This window comes from Desulfocastanea catecholica, from assembly GCF_054657295.1.
Genome location: NZ_BAAHYZ010000008.1, coordinates 153,866 through 172,517, shown reverse-complemented (window position 1 = coordinate 172,517; position 18,652 = coordinate 153,866). Strand labels below are relative to the sequence as shown.

Below are 18,652 nucleotides of genomic sequence, written 5' to 3'. Positions count from 1 at the left end.
GCCTGTACAAAAATAATCAAACAAAAAGGTGAAACACCATGAGACAAATGACAGAAAAAAATCGTCGTATCGTACTGGCCTCGCGCCCGGTCGGTGCCCCGACATCAGACAATTTCCGCCTGGAAGAAGTGGCCGTTCCGGTGCCGGCAGAAGGAGAGGTGCTGCTGCGCACCATCTACCTGTCCCTTGATCCGTATATGCGCGGCCGGATGAGTGATGCCCCATCCTATGCGCCGCCGGTCGAAATTGATGCGGTCATGGTCGGCGGCACGGTTTGCCAGGTTATCGAGTCCCGCAATGCTGATTTTGCGGCAGGAGAATGGGTGCTTGGCCAGAGCGGCTGGCAGCTCTATGCCGTATCGGATGGCACGCAGCTGACCCGGCTGGGTAAAAATCCGGCACGTCCGTCCTATGCTTTAGGGATTATGGGCATGCCTGGCTTTACCGCCTATATGGGCCTGCTGGACATTGGTCAACCAAAGGCGGGTGACACCCTGGTGGTGGCTGCAGCCACCGGTCCGGTTGGGGCAACCGTAGGGCAGCTTGGCAAATTGAAAGGCTGCCGCGTGATCGGCGTTGCCGGCGGGGCTGAAAAATGCAAATATGCTCAAGAGACGCTCGGTTTTGATGCGTGTCTTAATCACAAGGATGAAGATTTTGCCGACCAGCTGCGACAGGCCTGTGCCGACGGCATCGACATCTACTACGAGAATGTCGGTGGAAAGGTATTTGATGCCGTTTTGCCCTTACTCAATGTCGGCGCAAGGATTCCGGTCTGCGGTCTTGTCTCAAGGTATAATGCGACAAAACTGCCGGACGGGCCTGATCGTCTGTCGCTTCTCATGGGCAAGATTCTGGTCAAACGAATCAAGGTGCAGGGCTTTATCATCTTTGACGATTATGGCCATCGCTATGATGAATTTGCCGAGGAGATGACGAAATTGCTGCGCGCCGGGAAAATACACTACCGTGAACAGATTGTTGACGGCCTCGAGAACGCGCCGGAGGCATTTATCGGCCTGCTGGAAGGCAAAAATTTCGGCAAACTGGTGATTAAAGTCGCTGATGCGCAGTAATGAGAGAGCAGGGCGGTGCCAAGAGGGCAGTAAAATGGTTCTTGCCCTGGGCCACAGTCCTGCCTGTCTGTATCGACCTGTAAACGTATCATTGCTACCCTAGGGCTAACCGAGATTTCTTTCAGTGCCCCTTGCAGGGCACCAAGGAGGACGCGATGGAGGCATCTCATAACAGCAGTGACAACAACAAAGCATGTGATCGTAAAACTATAGACAAGCTGAAACGAGGTTTTGCCTATAAGCTTTTTTACCAGCAGGGGGTATGGGCCCAGAACGCATCACTCAACGATTATTATCTTGCGGTAAGCTATACGGTTCGGGACCGCATGCAGCAGCTGTTCATCAACTCGATTCGAGCTCTCCTGGAAAAGGACAGCAAGATCGTCTGCTACCTGTCCGCCGAGTTCCTGATGGGACCCCATCTGCACAATAACCTGATCAACCTGGGCATCTTTGACCAGATCGCCCAGGCGGCCGCGGAATCGGGACTTGATCTGCAGCAGATCATCGACCATGAAGAGGAACCCGGCCTGGGTAACGGCGGCCTGGGCCGGCTGGCCGCCTGCTACATGGATTCCTTGTCCAGCCTGCAGATCCCCGCCATAGGGTATGGTATCCGTTATGAGTTCGGCATGTTCGATCAGACCTTCGAGAATGGCTGGCAGAAGGAACTGAGCGATCGCTGGCTGCAGCCGGGCAACCCGTGGGAGTTCAAAAAATCGGACATGGCCGTGGAAGTAGGCACCGGCGGACATACCGAACGATACACCGACGACCAGGGCAAATTCCGTGTCCGCTGGGTACCGGGACGTCTGGTCAAAGGTATACCGTACGACACGCCGGTGCCGGGCTACCGGGTTAATTCCGTCAGCCTGCTCCGGCTGTGGAGTGCCGAAGCGCCAAAGAGTTTTGATTTTGACGACTTTAATACCGGCGACTATTTCGGTGCGGTGGAGGAGAAGATGCTCGCCGAGAACATCACCAAAGTTCTCTATCCCAATGACGAGCAGTTCAAGGGCAAGATGCTCCGCCTGCGTCAGCAGTATTTCTTCGTCTCCTGCTCACTACAGGACATGATCCGCATCCATCTGCTCCAGTATCCTGATCTGGACAATTTTCACGAGGGTTTTGCCGTCCAGCTCAATGACACCCATCCGGCCATTGCCGTGCCCGAATTTATGCGGCTGCTGGTCGATATCCATCACTACGACTGGGATCAGGCCTGGGGGATCGCCACTCGCACCTTTGCCTACACCAATCACACCCTGCTCCCCGAAGCGCTGGAAAAATGGCCGGTAGCGATGCTGCAGCAGCTGCTGCCCCGGCACCTGGAGATCATTTACGAGATCAATCAGCAGTTCTGCGACCAGGTTCGGCTGAAGTATCCCGGTGACGAGGATGTGGTGCGACGGATGTCGATTATTGATGAATCGGGAGTGCGCTATGTCCGCATGGCCAACCTTGCCTGTGTCGGCAGTCATACGATTAACGGGGTGGCCGAACTGCACACCAGGCTGCTGAAGGAGCACACCCTGGCAGATTTTCACCGGCTGTGGCCGGGCAAGCTGATCAATGTCACCAACGGGGTCACGCCGCGCCGCTGGATGGTGGTCAGCAATCCGCGCCTTGCGGAACTGATCACCTCCGCCATCGGTGAGGGGTGGATTACCGACCTGAACAAGTTACAGGCGCTGGAATCGCTTGCCGACGATGCTTCATTTTGCGAGCAGTGGATGCAGGTAAAGTTCGAGAACAAGCAGAATGTCTGCAGCATGTTCGCCTGCGACGGGATACCGCTTTTCAATCCACATGCCCTGTGCGACGTCCAGGTGAAACGGATTCATGAGTACAAACGGCAGCATCTCAATCTGCTGCACATCATCACCTTGTATAACCGCATAAAAAACAATCCCGGCCTGGATATTCCCCCGCGGTTTTTCGTCTTCGGCGGCAAAGCCGCCCCGAGTTATTCCATGGCTAAACTGATCATCAAGCTGATTAACTCGGTGGCCGAGGTGATCAATGGCGATGCCGAGGTCAACGATCGTCTGCAGGTTTTTTTCATCCCCAACTTTAATGTGCAGATCGGCCATATCATCTATCCCATGGCCGACCTCAGCGAACAGATCTCCCTGGCCGGCAAGGAGGCCTCGGGTACCGGCAACATGAAGTTCTCCATGAACGGTGCCCTGACCATCGGCACCCTGGATGGGGCGAATGTGGAGATCCGTGAAGCGGTCGGTGCGGAAAATTTTTTCCTCTTCGGCATGAACGTGCAGGAAGTCCAGGCGCGGCAGGCCATCGGCTATGATCCGCAGGCGATTTACCGCGAAAACGACGAACTGCAAGCGGCCATCAACCTGATTGCCACCGGCCATTTTTCCCATGGCGATCACGGCCTGTTCCAGCCGCTGATCAATTCTCTGCTCTATGACGATCCCTACATGGTCCTCGCCGATTACCAGGCCTATGTCGAATGCCAGCACCAGGTGGGCGCGGTCTTTCGCGACCAGCAGCGATGGACGAAAATGGCGATTCTCAATGTCAGTCGGATGGGCAAATTTTCTTCGGATCGTTCGATTGCCGAGTACTGCCAGAAAATATGGGATGTCAAGCCCTTCCCGGTGCCCCTCAAGCTCCAGCGGCTGCCGGAGAATGGCATTAAATTTCCCAAAAGAAGCAGAATTATTCGGACCTGACCGAGGAGGTTTTCCGAGAATAGGCTAAAGCTGTACAGAGATATTTCGGCAATAGGTCTCGCGCAGGCGGAAAGAGCCGAGGGCGGCGATGACGGCAAAGATCAGCATCAGCAAAAAGCCGTGGTAATAATCCGTCTCTGCATAGATGCGCAGACCATTTTCCATGGTTCCGTCCCAGGAGAGATCGGCAATATAGCCAAAAAGCGGCTGCATAAGCGCGGTACCGATAAAACAGCCGGTATTGACCACGCTCACCGCCATGCCGGACAGGTTGGGGTGGATGATCTCTTTGGCCGCGGCAAAGGTCAGGACAAAACCTGAGCCGGCAAAGCCCATAAAGCCAAAGAGCGCCAAACCGCTGAAACCCGGGGACCAGGGGAGGTACATCAATGTGAGCCAGGAGAGGATGTAGCCGAGCACACAGGCGATGAGGATCGGTTTTCTCCTGCCGATCCGGTCGGAAAACCAGCCGAAAAAAAGCGCCCCAACGGCAAAGGCGAGCAGCATGGTGGTCATATGACTGGCCGCAGAGGCCCTGTCCAGTCCGTGAACATCGCGCAGGTAGGGGATGCCCCACAGCCCCATAAACGAGTAGAGTCCGCCGATCATGCCGAACTGTACCCAGAAGCCCGGCCACAATCGAAGAAAAGAAACAACCGAGGCCAGGTTTTTCAGCCAGTTGCCAGCCAGGGCGCCGCTCTGGGTCTCGGCATGCACATTCGGCGCAGCAAAGCCGAGATCTTCAGGCCGGTTTTTGACAATAAAAAAACCGAGGACGGCAAGGGCCAGGGAGAGAAAACCGATGCCGATAAATACCGTCCGCCAGGCAAATATCGTCAGCAGCGCCGATAATGGCGCCGCGGCCAGCACCGAGCCAAGATTGCCGATGAGCAGGGTCAGACCGCTCATGAAGCCAAAGACCCTGGCGGGAAACCAGACAGAGTTGCTTTTCATGATGGAGATAAAAACCACCGAAACACCAAGGCCGACGAAAAAACGGCCGACACAGGCCACCTGAAAACTGTCGGCCATACCGAAGACAATCGAACCGATTCCGGCAACAAGATTGCCGCCGATGACCGAGGTCCTGGTACCGAGGGTGTCGGCAATGACCCCCGAGGGAATCTGCATGCAGGCGTAGACGAAAAAATAGATGGCCGACAGCGTGCCCAGCTCAGTGCCGGTGCTCTGGAAGGCGGTCATAAGATATTCAGAGACCACCCCCGGGGCCATACGATGGAAATAGACGAGGATATAGGTGAGGATGAGAACGCTGAAGACCGACCACTTGGCCAGGGCAAAGGTCAGCAGGCGAGGTGTCCTGGCGGTAGAAATGTTCTGCATGGCTGGTGTTCCTTTGTGGGCATGAGGTGCGGGCTTATCGCGGATTTGTCGTTTTTTGTCGAGCAATCCTGCTTGCGGCGTGCACTGTACAAAGAGGACAGGGCGCTGTCAATAAACTTATAATGTTTTAATATTACAAATGCTTATGTGATAAGTATAAGTGGCACGCAAGGGATTGGTCTGTGGGACGAGGCTGCATGAAAAGCTGACGACACTTCAGGGCCGAGCTTGACTGTACATTCTTTCGACCTATATTTTTGGCGTCTTATCAAACAAGGCAAACTCGTAAAACCCAAAATTTTCCATGCACATAAACTTTTTCTCCAACAGGAACAGACGACTATGGTTGATATGAATAAACTTCTTGGCCAGCTGCTTGGCAGTGGCGCGGCCAGTGGCTTTGCCGGGGGATTGGCCGGCGGCCTTGCCGGAAACATGCTGTCCGGCAAGAAGGGGCGCAAGCTGGGCGGAAAAGCTCTCAAACTAGGCGGACTGGCTGCGGTCGGTGCACTTGCTTATTCAGCATACCAGCGTTACAGCGAACAAAATGCCGGAGCGTCCCCATCGCCCCAGTTGTCCCGGGCAACCGCTCCTGCGAGTCTCACGCCAGCTCCAGCCGGCTCTGCATTCATGCCAAGGGAGAACGATGTTGCCGCCAAGGAAGAATTGGGACTTCTCCTGGTGCGGGCGATGATAGCCGTTGCGCGAGCCGACGGTCGTCTTGATGCACAGGAGAGCCAGGCCATTTTTCAAAAGATCCAATCCTTAGGGCTGGACCCGGAAAGTCAGAATCTGCTGGTACAAGAGATGGGCCATCCTGTCGATATGGACGCTATCGTCAACAGCGCCACCAGTCCCGAGGTTGCGGCAGAAATCTACGCGGCATCACTGCTGGCCGTAGAGGTCGATTCCGCCGCGGAAAAAGCCTATCTCGGCATGCTGGCTGCACGCTTAGGGCTCCCTGCGCAACTGGTCGTCGAGCTTGAGCGGCAGGTGGAAGTGCAAAAAACATTCGCCGAGTAGAATATATTTCAACCTTCAATGTTGATCACTGCTGCTCGAGCCTGTCCTGCACCCGTGCACTGGCATTGATAAGGGTTCTGCGCAGTTCGGCTTCAAGAGTTTCAAGCTGGATCGCTGCTTCGGCGCGTTTTCTGCGTCCTTCGTCGGCGATACTCAGGCTCTCCTCAATGGTTTCGATCAGGGAGGCATTGGCCTGCTTCACTGCTTCGATATCAAATACGCCGCGTTCGATCTCGCGCCGCGCTTCGATGTTGCCCTGCCTGAGGTTGTCGGCATTGGCTTTGAGTAATTCATTGGTCAGATCACTGGCAGAGCGGATGACGTCGGCCGCCTCGCGGGAGCGGTGTATGGTCACCGCCTGGGCCAGTTGCTGTCGCCACAGAGGCAGGGTGTTGGCGGTGGTGGAGACGATTTTGTTGATCAGTCCCTTGTCGTTCTCCTGGACCAGACGGATGCTGGGCAGACTCTGCATGGCTACCTGACGGGTCAATTTAAGATCGTGTACACGCCGCTCGAGGGCATCACGATTGGCACGCAGATCGCGTAATTGCTGTGCCACGGTCATAGAGCTTCCTTCCTGTGCGGCGCGTTCCATCGCTGGGATATCCTGTTCGTCGAGCTGCTTGAGCTTTTCTTCCCCTGCGACAATGTAGCGTTCCAGGTGATGGAAATACTCCAGATTGGCAGCGTAGAGACGATCAAGCTGGGCGATATCTTTCAGGAGTTGCGTTTTGTGTCGCTCCAGGTCATCACCGATGGCGTCGATCTGGTTGCGTACCTCCTCATAGCGCTGGAGGAACTCAGCCACAGGCTTGGTTTTTCCCAGCAGGCGGGCAAAAAATCCAGGCTTGCGATTGGGATCAAGCGTACCCAGGTCGAAGTTACGCACCGTACCCACCATGCGGTTCAGTGCCTCTCCGGCAGGTCCCGTGTCTTTGTTGCGCACACCCTCGAGCATGTCGTCGGAGATGCCGGCTAACTGCTGCTGGGCCGGTGCACCGAAATAAAGCAGGGAGTGGGTGTCGTTGAGGTCAATCTGCTTGATCAGCGCATCAATCTCCGCTCGCTCCGGAGGAGCCGCCTGGTGGTAAGGCACCGGTGGCCTGCCCTGCAGCAGACCTGCTTCAATACTTTTACGTTCTGTTTCGTTTATCATCCTTCCTCTTCCCTTTTTAAAATGAGTGTGCCGGAACCTTCAGCAGCCGAAGTAGTCATTAATTCAGCCCTTCACTCTTGAGCTGATTCTCCAGCACCTCCATATCCACGTCAAGATCACGCAGGTCATTCTCCAGCAGGCGCTGGTACTGCTGCCCGAACACCTCCTCTATGGTCACCAGTACCCGACGGAAATTATCCTCCAGGGTCTGGTTGCGAAGATGTGTATGCGTCTCGGCATAGCCGTTGACGACACGTTGCGCACCATCAAGATAGGTGTTGAGGAATTTGCGTGCACGGCGAAAATCTCTCGGGTCTCGGGCTATCTCCGTCAGAATGTCCCGGGCAAGAGCGATAATTCGAGTGAGGCGCTCGTTCAGCTCGGGCTGGTCGATGCGGCTATTGGCCTGCTCAATGCTGAAAATCTGCTGCTCCGCCTGCTGCAGCGCCTCTGCGACATGCTGCATGTTACCGGTATACTCTTTCACTTTAACCGTCAGCTGCCGTGCATCGACACCGTAAAGCAAAACAAAAGCAACAAAGGCACCTCCTCCAAAACCAATGGCGATGGGCAGGTCGTGGCCGGCACCTGCCCATGCAGTCAAGGCCGTAGCCAGGGCCGTTGTCAGTCCGCCCATGGTCTTCAAAGGCCAGCGGATACTCTTTTGAAATCGCCGCTGCCGTTGGTTTACCTCCTGGCGAAAGCCATGGCGGGTGAGCATCGCGCCGGCGAGAAACAGGCCATATGAGCAGGCGTTGCCGACAAAAGCAGCAAATTGCCCGCCGGCCAGGGCAAGCAACAGAGCAGGAATCAGCGGTAGAGGCAGCAACCATAACAGTGTACATTTACGCGGCGTGAGGGCAGCCGCCCGCTGCCTGCGTTGCCGATAGCTCTGCACCGCTTGTGCTTTCTGCCGAGCCAGTTTTTCCAGGTCGGCCACTCCTCTGGGAAACCATTGCCCAAAGAGCTTGCTCCCCTCCGTGGCCATTGATGCAAGGATCCGGGTCCATTCTTGATGTGGTCTTTTGCCCATGATTATACGGCCAATAACGCCTGCACGGTCGCCACACCAACTGTGGCAAACAACAGGATCAGTCCGAGAAATTTACGTAAAAATTTTGACACCGTGGCTTTCCTCCTCAAAGAGTATTGCGCATATCCTGCCCGTCAAATTCACCTTTTGTCACTTTAGATTAAGGAAAACGGCGAAATGAAGACATTCCCGCTGGTTATTTCTTGTGCATGATATGGTAAGTATGAATTCTGTATGCGTGAATGGCTGCAGTAAAATTTGCAGTTCAGGTTGTTGTTCGGCAGGAGTTGAAAAATAACGATGAGGCGTGATATGTCGCTTGACAACAGAACGGGTGAGCGGGCTCCGGACTTTACTTTGCAAGACGGAGATGGCCGGGAAACCCGGCTGCAGGATTATGCGGGAAGCTGGCTGCTGATGGTCTTTCACCGCCATTTTGCCTGACTGCCCTGTCGCGAGCATCTGTCACAGTTGTGGCAGCAAAAAGCAGATTTCGCACAACTGAACATCAAGGTGATAGTCATCACTTTTGAGCCGGTACAACGGCTGGCTTTTCCAGCCGAGAGGGAGGCGATGGATTTCCCTTATTATGTTGATGAAGAGAAAAAACTGTATAAATATTATGGGTTGTTCAAGGCAGGATTCTGGGATTTGTGGGGGGTTCGAACCTGGGTGACCTATGTGCATCTGCTGCTGAAAGGATGGAAAATCGTAAAATCCACCAGTGATATTTATCAACGCGGCGGTGATGTGCTCATTGATCCCCATGGTGTGATTCGTTTGCATCATATCGGCAGGGGCCCTGCCGACAGACCCGACCCTGCCCTCATCTGCAAACTTGTTGAAGACAATTCCTGAGCAAAAACAGAAGAAAATCTGTTTGCATTGATTCAAGCCACAGAAAAATGCATGTTTGGCGGTGATGGTCTGAAAAATACGGGTTAATCGGGCAGACCGAGGACGCGCTTCGCGTTGGCAGTGGTGTACTGCGCGGTAACTTCGCTTGGTTCACCGCGTAGAGCTGCCAGCGCTTCCAGCACCTCGGGGAGGTAAGCCGGGTGATTGCTTTCGCCCCAGTGACTGGCCGGCGGGATGTCTGGTGCGTCCGTTTCCACAACCAGTGATTGCTGTGGAAGTTCCGAGGCAACCTTCCTGATCCGTCTGGCGCGATTATAGGTAATTGTCCCACAGATACCGATGGCAAAACCGAGCTTGATAAAGTGACCGGCCTGCTGCAAACTGCCGCTGAAGGCATGGACGATCCCGCCATGAACAAAATGTTTTCTTCGCAGAGTCGCCAGTACCTGGTCATGGGCTTTGCGGACGTGCAGAAGAATCGGCAGCTGGGCGGCCGCGGCTATATTCAGTTGTTGTTCAAAGAGTTGCTGCTGGGCTATACGGTCAACGCCGTCGACATAGTAATCAAGGCCGATTTCTCCGATAGCCACCGGTCGGCGGGAGTTGCCTGGCTGACTTCTGCCGACCAGCTCCTTCAGTTCTTCCAGGTGCCCCGGCCGATGGTGAGCAAGATAGAGTGGATGCAAACCTGGTGCGGCAAATAAGCCCTGCTCTCTGCTGCACAGCGCCATGAGTCGTGACCATCCTGCCTGCGTCACCCCCGGTAAAATGAATTTTTCAACCCCTGCAGCTCTCGCGTCGGCGAGAGCTCTTATGAACTGTTGAAAATGTGCCTCCATGTCAAGGTGGCAATGGGTGTCGATTAATTCCATCATTTGTGTCGGAGTAAATTTTTTCTCTGGTGGTTCGGCAAGAGGTGCATTTGCGGAAATATACCATGGTCGACCTCTTTTTTACATACTGCCGACGGCTGTTTGGCCTGTTCGAGACGATCATCTCGACTCGTTCATGAATATCATAAAATAAAGATAAAAATTCAGTAGTACTGCATTTTCATCTTTATTTTCATTTTAAATAACTTTTTCTTTGAACAATTTTGCATTATGTTATAAATACACAGTGTGAATGTCGCAAAAACACAACATATTTTTCGAATCCATCGAAAAGGGGTAGATATGTCTTTGCAAAAGAAGAAGATCCATATTCTCACTATTCTTTTTAAGAACCTTCGGAAAACCAATCCCCAGCTTGTGCCTTCTGCAACTATTGCCGCTCAGGTGGGTATAAACCTGGCGGAACTGCAACCGATATTAAAGAGTATGGAGGGCATAGGCATCATACAGTCCGATCCCGATCTGCAGTTCAATCTTATTACCAGAAAAGGACTTGCCTGGCTCGATCAGCGAAGTTCGTACCTTCACGCTCCACGCCAGAAAGAATGTGTGGTGAGTAGCCCGACGTTCACCTGATCTGAGTTATCCGCTCTATTTTTCCAGTCATCCTCCCCCCTCGAAGTAGCCCTTGAATACTACTGCCATGTAGTGGTATGATCGCCTGATACCTTTTTTTTACCACAAAAAATCAGCAATAATTTTCAGTATGGACAAGTCGAGTCAGCAAACGCACGATCATTATATCAAAGCCTTGATGGACATCAGCCAGGCAATCACCTCGGATCTTTTTCTTGAGGATCTCTTTAAACTGATTGTCATGGTCACCGCCAAAGTCACCGGCGTTGAGATCTGTTCACTCTGGCTGGTTGATGAAAATTCAGACCCCCCGGTTATCCGGCTGAAGGCAACCCAATCTTTTGAACCGGCCTATGTGAAAGATCGTGTGTTGCAATTGCACGAGGGGGTTGTCGGCCTTGTCGTATCCACCCAGCAACCCTTGGTTATCGATGATGTCCTGAAGAACGAAAGGTTCAAGGAAAAAGAGATGGCGAAGAAGCTCGGGCTGGTGTCCATGGTGGGTGTGCCGCTTCAGGGTAAGGAAAATAAAGTGGCCGGGGTCCTGAACTGTTTCACCTCCAAACCCCACGTTTTTTCGGCAACGGATATCAATATGCTGACGGCCGTGGCAAGTCAGGCGGCAGTGGCCATCTATAACACCAATTTAATTATCAAGACGAACATAATCGAGCAGGAGCTCAAATCGAGAAAAAAGATTGAACGGGCCAAGGAAATCTTGATGAAAAGAAGAAATTTGAACGGCGAAGACGCCTACCGCTGGATCCAGAAGAGAAGCATGGATACGCGCAAGACCATGCTGGAGGTTGCCGAGGCTATTCTCCTGGCCGATGAAATCTGAGTCGAGGTGTCATCCACCTGGCATGTTTCCCGTTTACCGGGGGTATTTTATTTTTTCTTGACATCAATCTTTAGTTGTACTAAAAACTGTCAGCATAATTAATTGCTGTACAACGGCGTACGGCAAGCTCATTTTTAGACAAAGGCGTCTGTTTCTCCATTTGGGGACAGGTGCTTTTTTTTTGCCCGCTGGAAGGCATGCAAATTGAGGATCTGCTCCCTGGGTAATTAATGATTCTGAAAAGGAGGATGCCCTATGCGTTTTGAAAAAATTAATGATGTCCTGGGGACAGCGAACAGAGGAAACCCTGCTGAGTCCGGATTGTGTACTCTCTGCCGGGCGGACTGTGCCGGCAAATGCGAAACCTGGAAATCAAGCCTGGAAGGTCGAAAACTGCTGTACCCCCGCGATTTCGGTCTGGTCACCGCCGGCGCGAATAATAACACCCACGTCGGTGTTTCCTATAATTCCCTGCGGATTCAGGGGTATGCCTATGGTTCGATGGGTCTAGCCGAACAGATGACCCATGACCCGGACGACTGTATCTTTCCCAATGTTGACCTGACAACCGAGTTCGGCAATACCATCAAGACGAAATGTCGCCTGCCGCTGATGACCGGGGCTCTCGGTTCGACATTTATCGCCGCCAAGTACTGGGACTCTTTCGCAATCGGCTGTGCCCTTACTGGAATTCCCATTGTCATAGGTGAAAACGTTGTCGGTGTCGATAAGGAGTCAACTCTCGGCGGCGGGAGAATTACCAGTGCGCCCGAGCTCGACCGCCGGATCGATACCTATCTGCGCTATTATGAAAACTATGGGGCGATTATTGTCCAGATGAACGTTGAAGATACCAGAAATGGTGTTGCTGAGTACGTTGCGGAAAAATACGGCAATAAGTGTATCATCGAACTCAAATGGGGCCAGGGCGCAAAAAACATCGGCGGTGAAATTCAGGTAACAAGCCTTGATTACGCCATTTTCCTGAAAGAAAGAGGCTATGTTGTCGATCCTAATCCAGCGTTGCCCGAGGTACGGGAGGCTTTTGCCAAAGGAGCCATTAAATCCTTTGCCAGACACAGTCGATTAGGTGGAACGAATTTAAGCACGGTGGAAATGGTCCGAGAGGATTTCATGAAATCGGTTGAATATCTGCGAAGCCTGGGTTTTGAGCGGATTTCCTTGAAAACAGGTTCCTACGGCATGGAAGAACTGGCCATGGCCATCAAGTTTGCCTCGGATGCCGGTCTTGATCTTCTGACCATCGACGGTTCCGGCGGCGGCACCGGCATGAGTCCGTGGAACATGATGCAGAGCTGGGGCGTGCCATCGATCAATCTGCATGCAAAGGCCTATGAGTATGCCGCGCTGCTTGCGGCAAGAGGTAAAAAGGTGGTTGATCTCTCTTTTGCCGGCGGTTTTGCCCTGGAAGACAGCATCTTTAAGGGACTGGCTCTGGGGGCGCCCTTTACCAAACTGATCTGCATGGGACGTGGCATAATGATTCCCGGCTTTCTTGGCGCGAACATTGAAGGTGTTCTTCATCCTGAAAGAAGGGAGCGGGTGAACGGCAACTGGTCGTCCCTGCCGAAATCGGTTGCCGACCTCGGCGATTCCCCTGAAAAAATCTTTGCCTCCTATTTTGATGTGCAGGAAAAAGTGGGCAAGAAGGAAATGGCGAACATCCCCTATGGCGCTATTGCCATGTGGACCATGGCCGACAAGCTCGCATGCGGTATCCAGCAGCTGCTCGCCGGCGCCCGCAAGTTCAAGATTGACCAGTTAAGCCGTAATGACATTTTTGCCGCCAACAGGGAAACGGCCCGGGAAACCGGTATTACCTTTATAACGGAGGCCAATAACGAGAGTGCCCTGCGCATTCTCGCCTCGTAAGTCAGGCTGAAAACAGCCTCTGACGTGCCGTTTACGGCAGGTTTGCAGCAGACCGGAAAAAACCGCCGGTCTGCTGCAGCCTTCTTGTCAACCTTCGACGCGTGCGGGCCTCAGCAGCCGCTCCGGCTGTTTTGCCGGGATATTATTTGTCGAATTTAAACCAGAGCAGTTTCGCCGGCGTTTCCGTGGTATTTCGCCACTGACCAGGGATATTCTTGTTCAGATAAATGGTATCACCGGAATTGACGGTATAGGGCTGATTGTCGACGGTCATTTCCAGACGGCCTTCCAGGAGATAGCCCAGTTCCGCCCCTTTATGCGAGAAAAAGTGGCCGAGAAGTTTTTTTCCGGGCGCAATGGTGATGCTCACCGCTTCCACCGGTGCGTCAATATCCGCCGGCAGAAGTAATTGCGCCTCAGCATCCTGGGGGGCGATATTTTTCAGAGATGTGGTCGATCTTTCCTCGGCCGAGTAGATATACACATTCCCCCCAAGTCCATGGCCGCGAAAAAAAGTGGCCACTTCCACCGAAAGACTCTCGGCAATGCGGAACAGTGCGGGCAGCGAGGGATAGATGAGATTTTTCTCAACCTGGGATATGGTGCTGGGCGTTACCCCGGTCAGTCCGGCGAGGTCTTTTTGCGAAATACCCCGCATAAGCCGCATGCTTCTGATTTTTGCGCCAAGATCAAACTTGGTCTTTATCTGCCGCTGACTTTCAAAAACAATATCCGTGTCTTCGCACAGATAGATATGATGTTCATTGAGATATCTGGAATCGCGTTTTTCCGCCTTGAGAATCTTCAGGGAGGACTTGCCGCGGTGTATCGAAAGATCGATGGCCACCTGGGCGATTTTATTAATATTTGCCTTTAACCTGTTGGAGTGGGCGCCTTTCTCGATTAACCAGTAGGCTATCGTGTCCAACTCATACAGGCGAGGACAGGTTTTTGCGTAGAAATCGACAACCTGCTCTTCTCCGCCCCAGAGGGATTGCATGCCGGTCAGGCTATCGAGAATAAAATGGACATCTCCGGACAAATTCCTGTGCAGGCCGTATATCGCTTCGCCGACGCGGCTGGAATTGTCCGGTTCGTTGACCTTGATGACCTGGTAAGGCCAGAGAGCGCCGTCTTTCTCATAGAATTTGTCAAAAACCTCGGATCTGTTGCCTTTGCCATTGGTAAAACAGTCGAGGATGGTCAGATTCTGGCTCTTCGCCAAAGGGCCAAGAAAAGAAACGACATTTTTCGGCGACCGGTCGAAGGTTACGTAGATGAGGGGTTTTTTTGCGGCCAGCGATTCCCGGATAAAATGAAGCGCAAAGACGGCGGAAAAGCTTCCGGCGTCCTCGTACCAGAGGACATTGTCGCCGATATACAGATCCCCGAGCAGGGTGTCCAGCTCGGCAATGCCCGAGGAGACACGTTTTTTTTCGCCGCTATTTGCCGATGTTTTAGGAAGAGTCATATGTCCCGAAAGGAAGAGGAATTGGTTGTCATATGTGTTGCCTGTCGACCTTTGGTCACCTGAGCGATAAATTTGCTCATAGATCCCAGCACAATTGGCTGGGCCTCCAGGTGCGGGATATGGGCGCAGTCGGCAATGATCTCCAGCTGGACATGACCTGCACTGTGCAAAGCAATAGATTCGACTTGATCAATTAAACCATAATGGTCTTTCTTCCCGTGAATCGCCAATATCGGCACCGCGATACTTGGCAAAAGATATTCGATATTCCAGTGTTTGAATCCTTCGGAGAGCCAGATTTCCGACCAGGCCCTGAAGACCGTTTCTGTTTTTTCTCCATGATATTGCGCTAGACCCTGGAGCTTGCCTTGCGACCACGCTGCCGCGGCACCTTTAATTCCGGCAATGGTTTGCTGATCGACAAAGACATGGGCCGCCTCGGAAATAATTCCCCGCAAAAAAGATGGCTGCTCCGCGCCATAGATTAAACTGATGCTTCCGCCATCGGAATGGCCGATTAAAATAAAGGGCGTCTCGGGAATAATACTGTGCAAAAGTTTTGGCAACTCCTGCAGGGCGGCGGTATGCATAAAATGAATGGTAAACCCCTGCGTCAAGGGAGAAGATTTGCCGTAGCCCATGCGATCGTAGACCAGTCCCGGGCAGCCGGTCGCTTTACATAACAGTTCGGGAAAGTCGCGCCACATGGCTGTACATCCCAATCCTTCGTGCAGGAAGACGAGATACGGCAGAGCCGGATCGCCCTCAAGCAGCTGGTAATGAACGAGGTGGTTTTCTTCGATTTTCAGGGTTGGCATAGCCTGCTCCTTGTGGGGTATATTCTACGAACTGTCAATATTTACCAGTGCCGGAGATGTGCGAAAGAGGTCTTTACACTGAACCTTGGGTACGGGTAAAGGCAGATGACAAAGCAGATTCGGTGCTGGTGGATGTTTACAAAAAATAACCAAATTTGTAGACAAATAACAAGCAATACAATAGATTCATGGGGCTAAAGGAAAAGGCTGTCAAGTTTTTGGGAAATTTGACCTGTCTTACATTATGACTTCCCATCATTTTGCAGGAGAGCAATGGGTTGCGAGACGCATGGTGATGAATCTCATCCGCAGATCAATAGAGACGAGTGTAAAGGGTGCGGCAGGTGTATCGACGCCTGTCCGAAGGATTGTCTTCGTTTTTCAGAGAAGATGAACGTGAAGGGATATGTCCCCGCGGAATATATTGGCGAGGGATGTATCGGCTGCGCTATATGCTTCTACAATTGTCCCGAACCTTACGCCATTGTGGTGTACAAAAAGGACAAGGAGTAATCGTTCATGAGAAAATTTATTAAAGGTAATGAAGCGGTCACCGTCGGTGCTTTGTACGCGGGCTGTGAGATTTATTTCGGCTATCCGATCACTCCGGCGAGCGAAATTGCCCACTCGGCCGCATTACTTTTCCCGCAAAGAGGCAAGGTTTTTCTGCAGGCGGAGTGTGAGACCGCTGCTATCAATATGATTTACGGTGCGGCAAGCAGCGGCAAGAAAGCGATGACGGCGTCTTCCGGTCCGGGGATGAGTTTGATGTCTGAGGGCATCTCCTACCTGGCCGGCGCCCAGCTCCCGGCGGTAATTATCAATGTGCAGAGAACCGGTCCCGGCCTTGGCAACATCGGCCCGGAACAGGGTGACTATAATCAGGCAGTCAAGGGCGGCGGTCACGGTAACTATAAAGCGGTTGTCCTCGCCCCTTCGTCGGTGCAGGAGATGTGCGACCTGACCATCAGGGCCTTTGAGCTTGCCTATAAATATCGTTCTCCCGTCATTGTCCTGGCCGATGCCGTTTTGGGGCAGGTTATGGAATCGCTGGAGATCCCGACGCACAAGCTCTCCGCTCCCGATGTGACCGACTGGGCTGTACGGGCGGACAGTGCCACGCGACAAAACCTTATCACCTCCATCTATCTGCAGAATGACATTCAGGAAAAACATAATTGGCTGCTTGACGCCAAGTATGCCTCCATGCGGGTTGACGCCGCATCGGAAACTTATTTGACCGAGGATGCGGACATCGTGTTGACCGGCTACGGCTCTTGTGCTCGTATTGCCCGGTCGGCCGTGGACAACCTTCGCGGACGAGGCATCAAGGCGGGTTTATTTCGGCCGATTACCCTTTTTCCCTTTCCGGAAGAGGAACTGCAGCGAGTCGTCAAGGGGAAGAAGATCCTCGTGGTCGAGCTGAGTAACGGCCAGTACCGGGATGATGTTCTCCTGCATCTGGAGAGAAAGGAATATATACCTGTGGCACTGGTCAACCGTATGGGCGGCAATCTGCTGACGACGGAGCAGGTTGTCACTGCCGCGCAAAAACTCATGGAGGCAGGCGAATGATCAAGAAGGCAGAAGGATTTTACGAATACTTCGTGAGAAAAGACGGCAGTAAAACCAAAGCGACACACTATTGCGCCGGGTGCGGCCACGGCATCATTCATAAGCTTATTGCCGAGGCGCTCGCCGATTTTGGCCTGCAGGACGACACTGTTTTTGTTTCACCGGTCGGCTGCGGTACTTTTTGTTACTACTACCTGGACTGCGGCAATGTCGCGGCGGCCCATGGCCGGGCCTCGGCCGTGGCCACCGGTCTTTCGCGGTCTCTTCCCGGCAAGGTGGTGATTGCCTACCAGGGTGATGGTGACTTGGGCGCCATCGGGTTCAACAACGCCTTCCAGGCGGCCAATCGAGGCGAAAAATTTGTCTGTTTTTTTATCAATAACGCTATTTACGGTATGACCGGCGGGCAGATGGCGCCGACCACCCTGGCGGGCCAGAAAACAGCGACCTCACCCATGGGCAGAGACGTGGCGACGGACGGCTATCCGCTGCATGTCTGCGAGGTATTCAATCAGCTGCCTGCCCCGGTCTTTATTGAACGAGTCTCGGTGGCGGATACCAAAAGAATTTTAAAGGCCAGAAAGGCCATCCGAAAAGCCATTGAGATCCAGAAGGAAGGCAAGGGCTATGCCTTTGTCGAAATTCTTTCACCCTGCCCGACCAACATGAAAATCAGCGCGGTCGATGCGGCCCAGTTCACCATCGACGCCCTGGAAAAGGTATTTCCCCTGGGCAATCTTCGTGATCGAAGTGCTGAGACCCCGCTGCAGCCGCATGTTATTCCGATCAAACCGTTACATGAACTCATTGTGGCGACCAGCTCGGATGCGGTTGATGCCGGAGAATTTGCCGAAAAAGAATTCAAGTTTTGCGGCTTTGGCGGACAGGGGATACTCAGCCTCGGACTGGTGGTCGCTCATGCCGGCAATGATGCCGGCAAAAATGTCTCCTGGTTTCCAAGCTATGGCCCGGAGCAGCGTGGCGGCACCGCGTCCTGTTCGGTGGTATTGAGCAGCAAGGACATCGGTTCGCCGACGGTCGATAGACCGGATGTCCTGGTGGCGATGAATCAGCCGTCTCTTGAAAAGTTTGCCCCAACCGTCAAGGACGGCGGGGTGATCATCTATGATGCGCAGATACCGGTAGAGTTTGATCTGCCCGAGAAGGTGACGGTGTATGCCTTTCCGGCGGCGGAAATAGCCACGTCGCAAGGTGTGCCAAAGGCGGCTAATACCGCTCTGCTTGGGGCGCTTATCTCGCTTGATCTGATCGGCCTGCCGGAAGAGGTTGTGCTGACCGCCTTAAAAGACAGTTTTGCGGAAAAGCCCAAGTTGATTCCAAAGAACATCGCCATCGTCGAAGCGGCAAAGGCGTGGATGCGGGATAATCTATAAAG

Annotated in this window: 16 protein-coding genes; 10 read left to right on the top strand and 6 right to left on the bottom strand. The window is 53.1% G+C overall.

Features of this window, described 5'->3' with window-relative positions; genetic code table 11:
- The first annotated feature begins 38 nt into the window (after positions 1 to 38).
- Positions 39 to 1,076 carry an NADP-dependent oxidoreductase gene (locus ACYQ8U_RS09755; RefSeq protein ID WP_459945350.1) on the top strand — a complete coding sequence of 346 codons (1,038 nt, stop codon included), beginning with the start codon at positions 39 to 41 and terminating at the stop codon, positions 1,074 to 1,076.
- 155 nt (positions 1,077 to 1,231) lie between these two features.
- Complete coding sequence (locus ACYQ8U_RS09750) at positions 1,232 to 3,775, top strand: glycogen/starch/alpha-glucan phosphorylase (protein WP_459945349.1); 2,544 nt, start codon at positions 1,232 to 1,234, stop codon at positions 3,773 to 3,775.
- Positions 3,776 to 3,799: 24 nt separating this feature from the next.
- Here ACYQ8U_RS09750 and ACYQ8U_RS09745 read toward each other — a convergent pair whose 3' ends face one another.
- On the bottom strand, positions 3,800 to 5,119 hold the full coding sequence (locus tag ACYQ8U_RS09745) for an MFS transporter (RefSeq protein ID WP_459945348.1): 1,320 nt from the start codon (positions 5,117 to 5,119) through the stop codon (positions 3,800 to 3,802).
- Positions 5,120 to 5,461: 342 nt separating this feature from the next.
- Between ACYQ8U_RS09745 and ACYQ8U_RS09740 the strand changes: the two genes are divergently transcribed.
- On the top strand, positions 5,462 to 6,142 hold the full coding sequence (locus ACYQ8U_RS09740; RefSeq protein ID WP_459945347.1) for a tellurite resistance TerB family protein: 681 nt from the start codon (positions 5,462 to 5,464) through the stop codon (positions 6,140 to 6,142).
- A 25-nt stretch (positions 6,143 to 6,167) separates the two neighbouring features.
- Here ACYQ8U_RS09740 and ACYQ8U_RS09735 read toward each other — a convergent pair whose 3' ends face one another.
- Both ACYQ8U_RS09735 and ACYQ8U_RS09730 read right to left on the bottom strand, forming a co-directional pair.
- On the bottom strand, positions 6,168 to 7,298 hold the full coding sequence (locus tag ACYQ8U_RS09735; RefSeq protein WP_459945346.1) for a toxic anion resistance protein: 1,131 nt from the start codon (positions 7,296 to 7,298) through the stop codon (positions 6,168 to 6,170).
- A 58-nt stretch (positions 7,299 to 7,356) separates the two neighbouring features.
- Positions 7,357 to 8,331, bottom strand: coding sequence for a 5-bromo-4-chloroindolyl phosphate hydrolysis family protein (locus tag ACYQ8U_RS09730; protein ID WP_459945345.1), 975 nt, complete (start codon positions 8,329 to 8,331; stop codon positions 7,357 to 7,359).
- Between the two features lie 300 nt (positions 8,332 to 8,631).
- Here ACYQ8U_RS09730 and ACYQ8U_RS09725 point away from each other — a divergent pair, with 300 nt between their 5' ends.
- Positions 8,632 to 9,189 carry a SelL-related redox protein gene (locus ACYQ8U_RS09725; RefSeq protein WP_459945344.1) on the top strand — a complete coding sequence of 186 codons (558 nt, stop codon included), beginning with the start codon at positions 8,632 to 8,634 and terminating at the stop codon, positions 9,187 to 9,189.
- A gap of 83 nt (positions 9,190 to 9,272) precedes the next feature.
- On the opposite strand, the gene ACYQ8U_RS09720 is transcribed toward ACYQ8U_RS09725, so the two are convergent.
- Entirely contained in the window at positions 9,273 to 10,064 is a 792-nt protein-coding gene (locus ACYQ8U_RS09720; RefSeq protein ID WP_459945343.1) for a TatD family hydrolase, read from the bottom strand.
- 300 nt (positions 10,065 to 10,364) lie between these two features.
- On the opposite strand from ACYQ8U_RS09720, the gene ACYQ8U_RS09715 reads away from it, so the two are divergent.
- From ACYQ8U_RS09715 to ACYQ8U_RS09705, 3 genes are all read left to right on the top strand, one after another.
- Positions 10,365 to 10,658 carry a hypothetical protein gene (locus tag ACYQ8U_RS09715; RefSeq protein WP_459945342.1) on the top strand — a complete coding sequence of 98 codons (294 nt, stop codon included), beginning with the start codon at positions 10,365 to 10,367 and terminating at the stop codon, positions 10,656 to 10,658.
- 130 nt (positions 10,659 to 10,788) lie between these two features.
- Positions 10,789 to 11,499: a GAF domain-containing protein gene (locus tag ACYQ8U_RS09710; RefSeq protein ID WP_459945341.1), complete on the top strand. Its 711-nt coding sequence runs from the start codon at positions 10,789 to 10,791 to the stop codon at positions 11,497 to 11,499.
- Positions 11,500 to 11,754: 255 nt separating this feature from the next.
- A complete protein-coding gene (locus ACYQ8U_RS09705; protein ID WP_459945340.1) occupies positions 11,755 to 13,392 on the top strand; it encodes a glutamate synthase-related protein in 1,638 nt (545 codons plus the stop codon).
- A gap of 142 nt (positions 13,393 to 13,534) precedes the next feature.
- Here ACYQ8U_RS09705 and ACYQ8U_RS09700 read toward each other — a convergent pair whose 3' ends face one another.
- On the bottom strand, positions 13,535 to 14,863 hold the full coding sequence (locus tag ACYQ8U_RS09700; RefSeq protein WP_459945339.1) for a cupin domain-containing protein: 1,329 nt from the start codon (positions 14,861 to 14,863) through the stop codon (positions 13,535 to 13,537).
- The gene (locus ACYQ8U_RS09695; protein ID WP_459945338.1) at positions 14,860 to 15,681 is read right to left on the bottom strand and encodes an alpha/beta fold hydrolase; all 822 of its coding nucleotides are present in this window, start codon (positions 15,679 to 15,681) and stop codon (positions 14,860 to 14,862) included. The genes ACYQ8U_RS09700 and ACYQ8U_RS09695 overlap by 4 nt, the downstream gene beginning before the upstream one ends.
- Before the next feature lie 273 nt (positions 15,682 to 15,954).
- Between ACYQ8U_RS09695 and ACYQ8U_RS09690 the strand changes: the two genes are divergently transcribed.
- Genes ACYQ8U_RS09690 through ACYQ8U_RS09680 form a run of 3 tightly spaced genes read left to right on the top strand, consistent with a single transcriptional unit; the run spans position 15,955 to position 18,650 of the window.
- Positions 15,955 to 16,194, top strand: a complete 240-nt coding sequence (locus ACYQ8U_RS09690; RefSeq protein WP_459945337.1) for a 4Fe-4S dicluster domain-containing protein — start codon at positions 15,955 to 15,957, stop codon at positions 16,192 to 16,194.
- A 6-nt stretch (positions 16,195 to 16,200) separates the two neighbouring features.
- Positions 16,201 to 17,256, top strand: a complete 1,056-nt coding sequence (gene vorB, locus ACYQ8U_RS09685) for a 3-methyl-2-oxobutanoate dehydrogenase subunit VorB (RefSeq protein WP_459945336.1) — start codon at positions 16,201 to 16,203, stop codon at positions 17,254 to 17,256.
- Positions 17,253 to 18,650, top strand: coding sequence for a 2-oxoacid:acceptor oxidoreductase family protein (locus ACYQ8U_RS09680; RefSeq protein WP_459945335.1), 1,398 nt, complete (start codon positions 17,253 to 17,255; stop codon positions 18,648 to 18,650). Before vorB ends, ACYQ8U_RS09680 begins: the two co-directional genes overlap by 4 nt.
- The last annotated feature ends 2 nt before the right edge of the window (positions 18,651 to 18,652 follow it).

What these genes read in the sequence shown, in the direction of transcription:
- ACYQ8U_RS09680 (WP_459945335.1), top strand. Translation starts at nt 17,253, where the DNA reads ATGATCAAGAAGGCAGAAGGATTTTACGAATACTTCGTGAGAAAAGAC.
- ACYQ8U_RS09710 (WP_459945341.1), top strand. Translation starts at nt 10,789, where the DNA reads ATGGACAAGTCGAGTCAGCAAACGCACGATCATTATATCAAAGCCTTG.
- ACYQ8U_RS09750 (WP_459945349.1), top strand. Translation starts at nt 1,232, where the DNA reads ATGGAGGCATCTCATAACAGCAGTGACAACAACAAAGCATGTGATCGT.
- ACYQ8U_RS09730 (WP_459945345.1), bottom strand. Translation starts at nt 8,331, where the DNA reads ATGGGCAAAAGACCACATCAAGAATGGACCCGGATCCTTGCATCAATG.
- vorB (WP_459945336.1), top strand. Translation starts at nt 16,201, where the DNA reads ATGAGAAAATTTATTAAAGGTAATGAAGCGGTCACCGTCGGTGCTTTG.
- ACYQ8U_RS09690 (WP_459945337.1), top strand. Translation starts at nt 15,955, where the DNA reads ATGGGTTGCGAGACGCATGGTGATGAATCTCATCCGCAGATCAATAGA.
- ACYQ8U_RS09715 (WP_459945342.1), top strand. Translation starts at nt 10,365, where the DNA reads ATGTCTTTGCAAAAGAAGAAGATCCATATTCTCACTATTCTTTTTAAG.
- ACYQ8U_RS09700 (WP_459945339.1), bottom strand. Translation starts at nt 14,863, where the DNA reads ATGACTCTTCCTAAAACATCGGCAAATAGCGGCGAAAAAAAACGTGTC.
- ACYQ8U_RS09705 (WP_459945340.1), top strand. Translation starts at nt 11,755, where the DNA reads ATGCGTTTTGAAAAAATTAATGATGTCCTGGGGACAGCGAACAGAGGA.
- ACYQ8U_RS09695 (WP_459945338.1), bottom strand. Translation starts at nt 15,681, where the DNA reads ATGCCAACCCTGAAAATCGAAGAAAACCACCTCGTTCATTACCAGCTG.
- ACYQ8U_RS09745 (WP_459945348.1), bottom strand. Translation starts at nt 5,119, where the DNA reads ATGCAGAACATTTCTACCGCCAGGACACCTCGCCTGCTGACCTTTGCC.
- ACYQ8U_RS09740 (WP_459945347.1), top strand. Translation starts at nt 5,462, where the DNA reads ATGGTTGATATGAATAAACTTCTTGGCCAGCTGCTTGGCAGTGGCGCG.
- ACYQ8U_RS09755 (WP_459945350.1), top strand. Translation starts at nt 39, where the DNA reads ATGAGACAAATGACAGAAAAAAATCGTCGTATCGTACTGGCCTCGCGC.
- ACYQ8U_RS09720 (WP_459945343.1), bottom strand. Translation starts at nt 10,064, where the DNA reads ATGATGGAATTAATCGACACCCATTGCCACCTTGACATGGAGGCACAT.
- ACYQ8U_RS09735 (WP_459945346.1), bottom strand. Translation starts at nt 7,298, where the DNA reads ATGATAAACGAAACAGAACGTAAAAGTATTGAAGCAGGTCTGCTGCAG.